13 protein-coding genes are annotated in these 13381 nt (G+C 44.5%); 4 read left to right on the top strand and 9 right to left on the bottom strand.

Going from position 1 to position 13381, the window contains the following annotated elements; all coding sequences use genetic code 11:
* Positions 1–2: 2 nt before the first annotated feature.
* Both NL930_RS03115 and NL930_RS03110 read left to right on the top strand, forming a co-directional pair.
* A complete protein-coding gene (locus tag NL930_RS03115) occupies positions 3–1109 on the top strand; it encodes a glycosyltransferase (RefSeq protein WP_254377427.1) in 1107 nt (368 codons plus the stop codon).
* Entirely contained in the window at positions 1106–2311 is a 1206-nt protein-coding gene (locus tag NL930_RS03110) for an O-antigen ligase (RefSeq protein ID WP_254377428.1), read from the top strand. Before NL930_RS03115 ends, NL930_RS03110 begins: the two co-directional genes overlap by 4 nt.
* Positions 2312–2314: 3 nt before the next feature.
* Here the strand turns inward: NL930_RS03110 and NL930_RS03105 are convergent, their stop codons facing one another.
* Genes NL930_RS03105 through NL930_RS03080 form a run of 6 tightly spaced genes read right to left on the bottom strand, consistent with a single transcriptional unit; the run spans position 2315 to position 7569 of the window.
* Positions 2315–3322 carry a glycosyltransferase family 10 domain-containing protein gene (locus NL930_RS03105; RefSeq protein ID WP_254377429.1) on the bottom strand — a complete coding sequence of 336 codons (1008 nt, stop codon included), beginning with the start codon at positions 3320–3322 and terminating at the stop codon, positions 2315–2317.
* A 42-nt stretch (positions 3323–3364) separates the two neighbouring features.
* Positions 3365–3925, bottom strand: coding sequence for a D-sedoheptulose 7-phosphate isomerase (gmhA, locus tag NL930_RS03100; protein WP_041962268.1), 561 nt, complete (start codon positions 3923–3925; stop codon positions 3365–3367).
* On the bottom strand, positions 3922–5340 hold the full coding sequence (gene rfaE1, locus NL930_RS03095) for a D-glycero-beta-D-manno-heptose-7-phosphate kinase (RefSeq protein WP_254377430.1): 1419 nt from the start codon (positions 5338–5340) through the stop codon (positions 3922–3924). The genes gmhA and rfaE1 overlap by 4 nt, the downstream gene beginning before the upstream one ends.
* The gene (gene rfaD / locus NL930_RS03090; protein WP_254377431.1) at positions 5333–6334 is read right to left on the bottom strand and encodes an ADP-glyceromanno-heptose 6-epimerase; all 1002 of its coding nucleotides are present in this window, start codon (positions 6332–6334) and stop codon (positions 5333–5335) included. The genes rfaE1 and rfaD overlap by 8 nt, the downstream gene beginning before the upstream one ends.
* Positions 6335–6342: 8 nt before the next feature.
* Positions 6343–6864: a D-glycero-beta-D-manno-heptose 1,7-bisphosphate 7-phosphatase gene (gmhB, locus tag NL930_RS03085; RefSeq protein WP_254377432.1), complete on the bottom strand. Its 522-nt coding sequence runs from the start codon at positions 6862–6864 to the stop codon at positions 6343–6345.
* Entirely contained in the window at positions 6865–7569 is a 705-nt protein-coding gene (locus NL930_RS03080; protein WP_254377433.1) for a hypothetical protein, read from the bottom strand.
* A 152-nt stretch (positions 7570–7721) separates the two neighbouring features.
* Here NL930_RS03080 and NL930_RS03075 point away from each other — a divergent pair, with 152 nt between their 5' ends.
* Positions 7722–8018 carry a c-type cytochrome gene (locus NL930_RS03075; protein ID WP_039674271.1) on the top strand — a complete coding sequence of 99 codons (297 nt, stop codon included), beginning with the start codon at positions 7722–7724 and terminating at the stop codon, positions 8016–8018.
* Positions 8019–8072: 54 nt separating this feature from the next.
* On the opposite strand, the gene ccoS is transcribed toward NL930_RS03075, so the two are convergent.
* Positions 8073–8312, bottom strand: a complete 240-nt coding sequence (ccoS, locus tag NL930_RS03070; protein WP_039674273.1) for a cbb3-type cytochrome oxidase assembly protein CcoS — start codon at positions 8310–8312, stop codon at positions 8073–8075.
* On the bottom strand, positions 8312–10735 hold the full coding sequence (locus tag NL930_RS03065) for a heavy metal translocating P-type ATPase (RefSeq protein ID WP_254377434.1): 2424 nt from the start codon (positions 10733–10735) through the stop codon (positions 8312–8314). Before NL930_RS03065 ends, ccoS begins: the two co-directional genes overlap by 1 nt.
* A gap of 178 nt (positions 10736–10913) precedes the next feature.
* Between NL930_RS03065 and NL930_RS03060 the strand changes: the two genes are divergently transcribed.
* Positions 10914–12377, top strand: a complete 1464-nt coding sequence (locus NL930_RS03060; RefSeq protein ID WP_254377435.1) for an EAL domain-containing protein — start codon at positions 10914–10916, stop codon at positions 12375–12377.
* Here the strand turns inward: NL930_RS03060 and NL930_RS03055 are convergent.
* A complete protein-coding gene (locus NL930_RS03055; RefSeq protein ID WP_254377436.1) occupies positions 12316–13212 on the bottom strand; it encodes a DMT family transporter in 897 nt (298 codons plus the stop codon). The genes NL930_RS03060 and NL930_RS03055 overlap by 62 nt on opposite strands.
* Positions 13213–13381 lie beyond the last annotated feature (169 nt).

Genomic DNA, 13381 nt, shown 5'->3' with positions numbered 1-13381 from the left:
TCATGCTCAATACGCTCAAACAAAAATTTCGCACATGGCGATTACACCGAGAAAATGCTCTCTACGAAAAAGCCTATATTCAAAAATTCGGTCCGTTGCCGCCTTTTGAGACTTTTGTAATCCACGAGAACACATTTTCAAGACGTCGCTTGAATATTATCTATCTTACATCGTACGACGGTACGTTTAGTATTAATAACACGTATTTGCCGTTGCAAGAATTAGGTACCGTCTTTCGTTTTGAGATGGATCCGCAAGACGATCGAAAACAGTGGTACGCCCAAAAAGAAGCAATCAATCGTCAGATGGTGCGTTTCGTACAAGAAACCATGGCTCAACATACAATCGACGTTATCGTATGTTATCTATCGGGAAGAACGCTCACGCAAGCAACTTTGGACTTTTTTAAAACGCTCAACGTACCTATTATCAACGAAAGTTTGGATGACGAACGCAAATTCAAAAGCCGTAAAGGTCCTGATGGAAGGTATCGCGGTATGAGTGAGATTTGTTCTTATTTTGACGTATCGCTGACCACGTCAAAAAGTGCTCTTATCAAATACGTCGTTGAAGGAGGAAAGGTTCTTTACAAACCGTATGCCGCTAACCCGTTAATTTATAAAAAGCTAGGACTTGAAAAAAAGTACGATGTCGTTTTTATCGGAGCAAATTACGGAACCCGCCCGACGTATATCACGTATTTGCGCCAAAACGGCATTTCGGTTTTAACCAAAGGTTCGGGCTGGGAAGAAGGGAACGCAACGCCCGATGAAATGATTGTGCTCTTTAATCAAGCCAAAATTATTTTGGGCTTTGCCGGAGTCGGTATCAATGACGATATTTTTATCTTAAAAGGGCGAGATTTTGAAGCTCCGCTAACCGGTTCATTCTATATCACCCAACGCCATTCGGAATTGGAAGAATATTTCGTTTTGGGCAAAGATATTGAAACGTATGCAACCAAAGAAGAACTTCTTGAAAAAGTGCGTTATTTTTTATCGTATGAGAACGAACGAGAAGCCGTTGCACGCAATGGATTTGACACATGCCTTCATCACTATACGGCAAAAGCCGCTTACGAAAAAATTTTAGGACACTTAGGCTTATGAGATCGATACTGTATTATGCTTCACTGGAAAACGCCATTCGCTTTTTCTTATCTGTCTTTATTCTTTTTATTCCCATGAAAACGGCGATATACCCTATTAGTTACAGTTTATTCCTCTTTTTTAGTGGAATTTATTTTTACAAAAATCGCCTCTTTTTTTCTTTTAAAGACTTTGCCATCACCTATCAAAAGCTCCTACTCGCATTTGGACTTGTCATTGCGTCTATGGTGACATCAAACCTTTTAAGTCCTTATGTTTCGTTTGGCTCTTGGAAAATTATTTTTGAATACGTCGTTCGTTATTTTCTACTTTTCGTCGTCTTAATCGTGCTTTATCAAAATGCCGTTATTTCAAAGCGCTTTTTACTCATTTCGATTTTATGTGCCTTGTCGATTCAAGGTATCGACGGGATGTATCAAGCCATTAGCGGTATCGATTTGATTCGAGGGCATTTGGGATCGATCGCCGGAGAGGGTATGAATGGGGGAATCCGTGCGGCAATGTTTCACCGCAATACGTTTGGACTTTTTATGGCAATAGGTATCACATTATCGACACTTTTGTTAATTTTCGAAAACGATCTTTCCCCTAAACATTATCAAACACTCTTTTTAAGCATCACTATACCGTTTTTCATTTTCGGGTTGTTATTCAGTTATTCCCGTTCCGCATGGGTTTTTTGCACCGTTTTTTTAGCGATCTATCTTTTCAAAGAATACAAACGATTGACCTACAAACATTACGCGCTATTGCTGATACTCATTGTATCGATCGTCTGCTTTTTCCTTTACTTTGATACGCTTTTTTTACGATTCGTACAACTCATTCACCTCAATTCAAGCGATCGCGACATTATATGGATGGATAGTATCCGCTTAATTCAAGCACATCCGATAGTCGGCTACGGATTGATGAGCTATCAAAAAATTGCTTCACAAAATACATTCAGCGTACACAATAGCTTCTTGGAAATTATGCTGTTTTTGGGTATTGTCGGCTTCGCGGCTTTCTCTTTTTTACTTTATGTCGCCTTAGAAAAAATCGTTCAAATCAAAAATTCCGTTTTATTGGCTTTTTTTGTCGCGTTTTTAGTCGTTAGCCAGTTTGATCATAGTATTATCAGCAATGCACCTATGCTCTCGGCACTCTCGTTGTTCGCATTTTTTATTTTTGCACAAAAGAGCGAACCGTCACCGCGTTAAAAATTAAAAATTTTTCGTAAAATTTTTAGCACGAAATCCCATATAGTGAAAAAGATCGGGAAGGTGTTTCACCCGCATCATCCTTCTCGAGTAGATTTTCTGATTCGGCGCGAACTGCGCCGTTTGAGAATTTTGTACGATTTGAGCAACCATCGCTACAAGATTATACTCTTCAAGTACACGTCTTCTAGCCTCTTTGAGTGCCTCAAAGCGCCTTTCGTACTCACCTTCTTTTGCGATAATTTCTTTAATTTTTGCGATAGATCCTTCCATATCGTGAATATCGATCGAAATAAGACTCTCTTCAGGGAAATAGTCGTAAACGTTCGGGCAACCGCAATAAATCGGGATACACCATCCTAAAAACGCATCGGCCAATTTTTCCGTCCATACGTGGGCTTCCATATGATTTTCTACAGCAACATGGAATTCATAATCGTCAAGTGCGTCGGCTTTATTTTCAATCCATTTAAACCCTCGCCCGAAGCGTTCGAGTTCTAAAATGGCTTCTTGCATTTTTTGCGTAAATTCGTACCTTAATTTATGCATCGTATGCCCTTGTTGTTTAATCGAACATACGGTTGAAATTTTTTTAGTTTTAACGGGATAGATCATGCGGGCTATTTCATCATAACGCTTGCCGTAGAACCAAACATTTCCCGTTTGAGAACGTTTCGCATTGGGATGAGGGAGTGCTTTTGAATCATGATTGGTTATCAGATAATGAAATTGTCTCGCAAACGCTTCTCCGTAATAAGCGATGGTACTGGGTTCCGTGGTGACTAATATCGTATTTTCTTTAGGGCATTGCAGGCGTTCGGTTCGATTGGGAATACAATGAGGTAAGTCATCGATAACGACCAACCAATCATAGTTTTGATCTAAAGGGTCAAACGTAAAAGAGCATCCTCCCCATACGGCATCGTCGGTTTCAAATTGTTTTTTAAAACCGCTCTCCCCGTCGGGTTTACTTCCGCGCGATATTAACTTAACCCTTACGTATTCTTTCATATCAATACCTTTTAGCTTTTTAAATGTATACACTCATTTGCATTATTTTACGTCGATCGCTTGGCATAGAATATGCCCGATCAAAATGTGCATCTCTTGGATGCGCGGCGTATCGTCGCTCGGCACGATAATATTGACGTCGCAAAATTCGCTCATCACGCCGCCGTCTCTTCCGCTTAAACCGACGGTACGGCATCCCATATTGCGAGCCAGACTGAGCGCGCGCACGACGTTTTTGCTGTGTCCGCTGGTTGATATACCGATGAGCACGTCGCCCTTTTGCGCCAAAGCTTCGACTTGACGATCGAAAATACGATCAAACCCGTAATCGTTTCCTACCGCCGTTAAAACCGACGTATCGGTCGTTAAAGCAAGCCCCGCAAGCCCGCGTCGCTCCGTTTTATAACGCCCGCTCAGTTCGGCGGCGATATGTTGCGCGTCGGCGGCACTTCCTCCGTTACCGCAAAGCATAATCTTATGACCGTTTTTTAAAGCTTCGCTCGCAATAATCGAAGCGGTATAGATGTGGCTTTGCAACGTCGAAAGCGTTGCCTCGACGACCGCTTGATGCGCTTTTATTTCGGTATAAATCATCTCCATCATGCGTTTCGTATCCTTTCTATCGTCTTCGTCGTACTTTTGCCCTCGATAAAGCTTACTAATCGTACTTCCTTGGCGATGTCGCTTCCCACGACCTCTTTACCTTCATAGTCCGCTCCTTTAACCAGTATATCGGGTTTGATAGCGGCAATAAGCTCTAAAGGCGTGTCTTCTTCAAACAAAACGACGTAACTGACCGATTCCAATCCCGCTAACAGGTACGCGCGATCTTCCCATGGATTAATCGGACGGCTTTTTCCTTTTAAACGCTGAATCGACGCATCCGAATTAAGCCCCACAATGAGCATATCCCCAAAGCTTTTAGCCACTTCGAGGTACTTCACATGCCCTACATGTAAGATGTCGAAACAACCGTTGGTAAAAACGATCGTGCGGTGTTTTTGCTCGGCAAGAATGCGGAGGATCTGCTCTTTCGTTTTCAGCTTACTTTGCGCGCTCGTGCGGCAAAACGTATGCTCGTAGGCTTCGATTTCATCGAAATTCACCGTAGCACTTCCGAGTTTTCCGACGACTACGGCGGCGGCTTTGTTGGCAAACGATGCGGCTTCTTGAATACTTAAATCGCAGGCAAGCGCATAGCCGAGTGCGGCTAAGACCGTATCTCCCGCGCCGGTGACGTCGTAGACTTCACGCGCGACGGTGGGCATTTTCATAAACGTCTCGCCAAACAGTGCCATACCGTCTTCGGAAAGCGTAATCACGGCATACTCAAGATTCAAACGCTCTTTGAGCAACATACCCGCTTTTTGCAAACTCTCATCATCGACGATGGCAATTTTCGTCGCAAGGCTTGCCTCTTTTTTATTGGGCGTCACCAGCGTTGCACCGGCATATTTGCGATAATCGTCGCCTTTTGGATCCACCAAAATCAACTTACTCTTTGCTCGTGCAAGCGCAATAACGTGACATGTAAGGGCTTCCGTTAAAACCCCTTTACCGTAATCGGAAAGCAAAACGAGATCGACATGGGGAAGCATTTTTTCATAATGAGACACTAGCGCCTCGATCGACGTTTGGCTAATCGGTTCTTTGGATTCGCTGTCATACCGTACGACGTGTTGATGCGACGCAATCACGCGGCTTTTTTTGCCGGTTTTTCGCCCGACTTCTCGAACGATGCCTCCAACGTCGGCACCGGAAATTTCAAGCATGCGTACCAGCTCTTCGGCGTTTTCGTCTTGACCGACGACGCTTAAAACGCCGACGTTTGCGCCTAAGCTTAAAAGATTATTGACCACGTTTCCGGCACCGCCTAAAACGGTGCTCTCTTTTTGAATGTCCACGACTTGAACCGGAGCTTCGGGTGAAATGCGTTCGCATTTTCCCCAAAGGTAATGATCCAGCATCACGTCACCGATGACCAAAATATTCGGACGATACGTTCGTAATTTATCCACGTTTGACTTCGCTTTCATAAATGCGTTGTATTTCGGGAGCATACGCTTTGATGCCCGCTTCCAAGCTCACGCTCGGCCGGTAACCCAAATCCTGACATGTCAAAGCAATATCTGCTTGCGTATGCATCTGATACGCTCCGACATAAGGATTTTCAAAATAGTCCGTGCCTAAGGAAGTACCGAGCTCTTGTTGCAAGGTATCGGCAATCTCTTGAAAACTACGCGGATTTCCCGTTCCGACATTGTAAACGCCGCATTTGCCGCAAAGCGCGGCTTTAAGATTGGCTTGAATGACGTCGTCGATGTAGATAAAATCGCGTTGGATCGCTTCCGATCCGTAAAAAAGACGCGGTTTATTACCGCTTAAAATTTGAAGACCGAGTTGCAACGCCATCGACGCCGTTTTGTGTTTAAAGTACTCTCTTGGACCGTAAACGTTAAAATACCGAAGCCCTACAACGGACATTTTTGGATGCAATACGCAAAATGCTCGTGCGGTATGTTCCATGGCAAGTTTGCTAAAACCGTACACGTTTTGGGGTCGCTCGTATCCGATGCGTTGAGGAGAAGGAGCATCGCCGTACGTTGCGGCACTGGAAGCGTAGACTATGACCGCACCGCTTTGATGGGCCAGTTCCAAGATATGCTTAAAAGCATTGACGTTGGTTTGGATCATCATCCCTTGATCGAGCACGGTCGTATCGGAAATCGCCGCTTCGTGGAAGATATAATCAAAGCGGTACGCAACCAGTTTCGCAATAGCCGCTTCATCGTTAATATCGCCGCTAATCACTTCGCCTTGAAATCCGATCAGGTTTTTAAAATGCCCGAAACTCTTCAAATGGCCGTTGGAAAACGTCGCTTCGCTTCGGAAACAATCAAAAACGACGACCTTACATGTCGGAAAGTTTTCTTGAAAATAAAAAGCGAGGTTACTGCCGATAAATCCAGCACCGCCCGTAATTAAAACTGTTTTATGATGAAAATCGACCATAAAAAACCTTATTTATCGCTAGTTGTTTTAATAATATTGATTGTATCCAAAAGAAAATTAACCCTATATTTAGCATCGCTCGGTTGATCTTCGCCGATGAAAATCGTTTGCTCGATACGAGCGCCTCTTGCGGCAATCATATCGCTTGGTTTATCGCCGATCATCCAAGAACGCTTCACGTCGATGTCAAACGCTTGGATCGCCTCTTCAAACATTTGGCTTCGAGGCTTACGACACGAACAACCAAGTTCCGGTGCGTGCGGACAATGATACACCGCGTCGATGGTCACGTTTACATGTAAAAACGCTTGACACATCCACGACGTTAAAACGTGAAAATCTTCTTCACGGTAATACCCGCGTCCGATACCCGATTGATTCGTGACAATAATCAGCAAATACCCTAAATCTTGAAACGTACGCAAGGTTTCGAAAACACCCTCGCAAAACTCGAAATCTTCGATCCGATAGACATAACCCTTATCTTTGTTAATCACGCCGTCGCGATCCAAAAACACCGCTTTGTTCATCTATTTTTCCAACTCTTGCGTAATGTCGCTGAGCAAATTGGTGTACTCCAAATAATCAAATTCTTTTTGCTGTGCGATCAAAGACTCTTTCGCCCGCCTAAAAAACACGCGCGCTTCGTCGCGATTTTTCATATCGTACGCTAAAAATTTTCCCATATAATAATTGGCGAACAGATGATCGGGTTCTGCGTTTAAAACTTTTTGAACGGCTTCAAGCGCACTGTAAATTTGCGTATTTTTTTGCAAGGCAAGGGCGAGTTTAAGACGAATCATATGTTGCATGCCGTCCACCGCCAAACTTTTTTTATACATCAACGCCGCTTCGCTGAAAATACCCATTTCAAAATACCCGTCACCTAGCTCGTTCCAAATACGTTTATCGTTACTTTTTGCCGCTTGCTGTTTGAGATTGGTCACTTTAAGCGCAAAAGGTAAAACCGTTGCGATTTGGCTGTTTTCCACATGATGAGGATCGATCGTATAGGCATCGACGAGCAGTTCGAAACCGCGCGCGATTTGCCCGCGCTTGAGGTAAATATTGGCAAGTTGAAGCATGCAAACCGTATTGGAAGGCTCTTCGATTAAGATTTTTTCTATCTTCGCTTTAGCACTTTGAGAGTCGATTCGCTCCGTCTCGCATACGCTATGCGTTTGAGCGTACGCTAAAGAGATACACCACGCGATTACACCCAAAACTCGCCACATCTCAACTTACCGTCCTTGGATTTTTAAGATAGATTATACCTAAACTTTGACCTAAACCCTCTTTGCCTTTGAGCAAAATGTCACATCGGCTAAGCAAGGATAAAGTCTCGTGCGTTATAATTTTGCCACACACAACATTCAAGGGGCTTTCAATGAAAAAACTTTCTCTATTCTTGGCGATTGCGGCTTGTTCAACGCTTATGGCAGCGGACGGCGAAGCGATCTACAAATCAAAATGCTTTTCTTGCCACGGCGACAAAGCTTCCAAAGCGGCTTTAAACAAGTCTCAAATTATTGCAGGCTGGGATGCCGCAAAAATCATCGCTTCCGTTAACGGATACAAAAACGGCGAAGGCGGACCGATGAAAGGCGTTATGAAACCGATCGCGTCAGGCTTAAACGACGAAGATCTTAAAGCGGTAGCCGCGACCATCGCTTCTTATAAATAAGCGATATACGGCTACGGGGCATCGCGCTTTTGTAGCCGTATCGACGTTCTTTGTTCAATCCGGCGGGGCGTATCCCGTCTCTTTTTTACGTTTTTCTTCCAAAAGTTCTTTGCGTTTTTTCTCCATCATCACCGCATCGTTCAATGCCTCTTGGCTGTCAAACTGCGCACCGTCGATAAATTTGGTTTGATCGTCGAACTGTCCGCTTCGAATACCCCATATCAACGCCCACAAACCGAATGCTCCCAAAAGCGTCGAAGCACCGAGCATCATCGCAATAACCCAACCGTCCATTACTCTTTCCTTTTCAATACCGTTTTAATACGCATCGCATTTCCCACCACAACCAGCGAACTTAAAGACATCGACAATGCCGCAAACAGAGGGATAATATAACCGCTCATCGCCAAAGGCACGGTCAAAACGTTGTAAAGCAACGAAAACGCCAAATTTTCTTTGACGATCCGCAATGTTTTACGCGCAATCACAAACGCCTCGTACAAACCGCGCATATCGCCTTGCGTCAAAACGACGTCGCTCACTTCGACCGCCACGTCCGCACCGCTTCCCATCGCAATGGCGATCTCACTACTCGAAAGGGCTAACGTATCGTTGATACCGTCTCCCACCATGACGACCTTATGCCCTTTTTGGCGCAACGCTTCGATGTATTCGGCTTTTTCGTGCGGTAAAAGAGCAGACGCGTACGTTTCGATTCCCGCTTCCTTTGCGATACTTTCGGTGACATGGGCATGATCACCGCTTAAAAGTACCAAGGAAAGCCCTAACGCTTGGAGCTTTTCAAGGCTCTCTTTCGCATCGCTTTTGAGCGTATCTTTGAGCCCGAACATCGCAACGATCTGCCCGTCGACCGCAAAAAAGTAATGCGTCAGATTTTCCAACGTTTGAGGGATGCGAACCTCGATTCCCTCTTCGTGCATCAAGCGAGCATTACCGCCTACGATACGCTTGGTCTCGCAAAGGGCTTTAACGCCTTTGGCTTCGATCGCTTTGATTTGTTCTAAAGGGTGTGAGGGCATCTTGGGAAATCGCGCTTTTAAATACGCTCCGACACCTTGACTGATCGGATGCGAAGAGCTACATGTCAGGGCATATGCTAAAGACGCAAACGATTCGTCTTCAAAGATCGTTTCGATCACTTCGGGCTTCGCGTTGGTAATCGTGCCCGTTTTATCGAGCACCAGCGTATCGCATTGTGCCATACTTTCCAAAAACCCCGCCTCTTTAAACAAAATGCCCCTTCGTGCCGCCAAAGAGATGCCGACCAACGTCGCAATCGGCGTCGCCAAAGACAAAGCGCACGGGCAGGCGATGACGATGACCGAGATCGAAACGATCAACGCGGTCTCAAACGAAGCACTTTGGTAGAACCAAAAACAAAACGTCAGAAGTGCCAACGTTAAAATCGTACGCGAAAAATAGCCCGAAATACGGTTTGCCAACTTCTCGATCTGCGGTTTTTTACTCATCGCGTCTTCTAGTAAGGAGACGATTTTCGAGAGCATCGAAGAGGCAAACGTCGACGTCGCTTTGTAACGAATCACGCTGTCCAGACAAATGGAACCGCTCAAAATTTTATCGCCTTGTTTGAGTAAAACGGGAATCGATTCGCCGTTAATACGCGAAAAATCAAAGGAGCCTTCTCCTTCGCAAACGATGCCGTCGATCACGATTTTATCGCCGGCACGAACCTCAAGGATTTCGCCCGCTTCGATCGATTCGACATCGGTTAAAATTTTTTCTTCGCCTTTTACCAATACGACTTCTGTGGGCATTGCGCTACCGAACGCATCCATCGTATCGACGGCTTTTTTCTTAGTCAAAACTTCTAAATATTTCCCCGCAAAAACAAACGTAATAATCATCGTAACCGAGTCGAAATAGACTTCGGCATTTTGGGAAAACATCGCATACAGTGAGAAAAGATAGGTTAAAGAAGCTCCCGTAGCAACCAAAAAATCCATTGTGATCTGTCGGTGTTTCAAGCCGTAATACGCCCCTTTAAAATAGACCGATCCCGTATAAAAAAGCGTCGGACTGGCTAAAACGAACTCCGCAAAATTCAAAATATTTTTATGGTATTTTTCCATACCGCTAAAATACCCCGCGTATTGCGCCACGGCGATCCACATCACGTTCATCGTCGCAAAAATGCCGACTAAGAGCTTCGTATAGTATTCCCTACGCTGAGCGATACTGCGTTCTTCCCCGCTTTTAGGATCGTAAGGATACGCGTTATAGCCGATACTTCGAATCGTCTCGATAATCTCGGACAATTTGATAACGCTTGCGTCCCAAACGATTTTGGCTTTATGATTCGTATAATTAATGCTTGCTTCGACGATGCCCTCTTTTTTGGAGAGCACTTTTTCGTTGAGCCACACGCAAGCACTGCAATGAATCCCCTCGATAATGAGCGAAATTTCGTTAAAGCCCTCTTTATTTTCTTTCACGTACTTGGAAACGAATCCGTCCAAATCGAATCTCGCAACGTCGTCGTGAAGCACCTTAGGCGGCTCCAGCGTCGTTTCGCCGATCTTGCCGTAAAACGTTTGTAATCCTTCCTCTTGAAGCAGATGAAAAACGCCTTGGCAGCCTTTGCAACAAAAGTATTTGGACGGAGTAAAGCTCTTATCTTCAAATAACGCCGAAGCGTCGTACTCTAATCGGCAGTGATCGCAACGTTGTTTAGCCATAGTAATCTTTCGCGTAAAGTTTGAGCTCAGATTATAGCGTGACTTTTGTGTGATGAACCTGATAGTGCGTTTCAATCGTGCGTTGACAAGAGCTCTTCTTTATTTTTTTTTCAAACCCTTTGTGCTAAAGTGCCTTCCTTGCATTCTCGCGGGCTCATATCGGTATTTAGGGATTGGATTGAAACGCTCATATAAACTTTTTTTAAAGACGGGATTGCTTCTTGCGAGCCTGATGCTCCCGATCGGCATCGCCGTACATTATGATTACGATATGCTCGTCTATACCCTTCTTGCGCTACTGGGTGTTTTAAACTTTTGGGGCGTTTACAAGGTCTTACAATCCAACGATAAACTCAAAGACGAATTACGCAAAAATCTCTATATCGACCTCAACACGCGCCTTCCCAATCGACTCAAACTCCTTCAAGAAAAGAAAAAACTCGACCCCTCTATCGATTCGACGCTGATGATTATTAACATCGACTCGTTTCAAAATACCAATAACTTTTACGGTCATCGCTTCGGCGACCAATTTCTCAAAGTCATCGGCGAATGGCTACAAGGCAATCTCCCGCCCGTAGAATCTTCACTTTACAAATTTGAAGCCGATATTTACGCCATTTTGATCAAAGTGCCTTTTAGCGAATTTAACCTTCAAAAGTACCTGAAAAAACTTTCGACGAAAATTACGAAAGATCGCATCATGTGTGAAGAAGTCGAAGTCGACACGACGCTTTCGATCGGCGCGTACCAAGGTAAGAAAAACCTCTTGAAACTTGCCTCTATTGCCTGCAAAGAGGCAAAAAATAAACGTCTTGCGTATATGATTTACGACAAAAGTAGCCATAAAGAAGCAGAGTACCATCACAATATGATGATGAACCACACCCTTAAAGAAGCCCTTGCCAAAGACCGCGTCGTTCCTTTTTTCCAACCGATACTCAACGTTCGTACGTATGAGATCGAAAAATACGAAACCTTGATGCGCATTCAAAAAGAAAACGAAGGGTATTACGTTCCTAGCGAGTTTTTAGACGTTGCCAAGCATTCGAAAATCTACTCCAAACTCTCTATGTCGTTGATCCAAAAAGCGTTTGAGACCTTCCAAATCTCATCGAGCAGTTTTTCGATCAACCTCTCGTACTTGGATATGACCAATCTGGTAACGACGACGTTTATCATGGAAAAACTCGAAGAGTTTAACGTCGGACCTTGGGTTATCTTTGAGATTTTGGAAAGTGACAGTATCGACAACTACGAAGCCGTGTTGCATTTTATTTCGCAAGTCAAATCCTACGGCGCAAAAATCGCCATCGACGACTTTGGGGCGGGATATTCCAATTTTGAGCGTTTAAGCGAGTTGCATGCCGATTTTATCAAAATCGACGGAAGCTTGATTAAAAATATCCATCGCAACGACGAAATGAAGATTATTGCCAAAACCGTCGTCAACTTTGCCAAAGAGCTCGGCATCAAAACCATTGCCGAATACGTGCATTCCAAAGAAGTGCTCGAATGCGTGAAAGAGATCGGCGTGGACTACGCGCAGGGCTTTTACATCGGCAAACCCGACGCCGCCTTCAAATCTTCGAGCAGCTTTTTTGACGAACAAACAAACACAGGTAAAGTCCACATCCTATAAAAACGGCACCTCCTAGATGGTACCATTCCAAGCGTTCGCCTAAAAACAGATACGCCAAAGCACTTCCGAAAAGCGGCATCAAATGGGTAAACTGTCCGGTTTTATCCGCTCCGATACGCGCAATTCCCAGATGCCATAAGTAATACGAAACGATCGACGTCAAAAGACTCACGTAAGCGATGGCCCAATAGTAGTGTTTAAGCACGAAATATTCGCGCTCCAACGTATAGCCTTGCGCCAAATAAAAAGGTAGCAACATGATGACGCCCAAGAAAACCGTCGTCATAAAAAACTCGAAACTGCTCAAAGCTTTCGGACGGAATTTAACCAAAACACTGTAAGCAGCCCAGCATAAAGAAGAGGCGATCACCCAAAAATCGCCTTGATTGAACTGAAGCGAACCCAAAACGCGCCAATCGCCTTTAAGGACCAAAAACGCGACGCCCGCCGTTGAGAGCACGATGCCGAAAACCTGAACCGCGCGTATGGGCAAGCCTAAAAAGACGAAAGAGAAAAAAACGATCAATAACGGAATGCTCGAATTAATCAACAATGCGTTGATCGCAGCGGTGTAATGTAACCCGACGTACAAAAGCGTATTGAAACCCGCAATCCCGAGCATCGCTAAAAGCGCCAACACGAAAAAATGCTCTTTAAGCGCACGTGCAATGTTTCGTACATGTAAGCATAAAAACGGCAAACCCACGATCAAAACACCAAGCCACCTGAAAAACGCCAACTCCAACGGCTCGATCGCATCGGAGACGAAGCGTCCCAAAACAAAATTTCCCGACCACAGTAGCACGCATAAAACCAACAACGCATAGATTCGCATCACCGTCCTTTATGATGGCATTTTGGCAAAACCACTCGCACTTTTTCCGGATACTTCCCACTTTTTTGCGGTATGCGTTTTGCAAAAACACTCTTCAAAAGCGGCATTATAACAAGTAGCTTATTTCTTTAGCGTTAACCTCTTTAATTAAGAGTTTATTTATCCGAGT

Origin of the sequence: Sulfurospirillum sp. hDNRA2, assembly GCF_024206095.2 — a bacterium.
GTDB lineage: Bacteria > Campylobacterota > Campylobacteria > Campylobacterales > Sulfurospirillaceae > Sulfurospirillum.
This window is presented reverse-complemented; position numbering and strand designations above follow the sequence as displayed.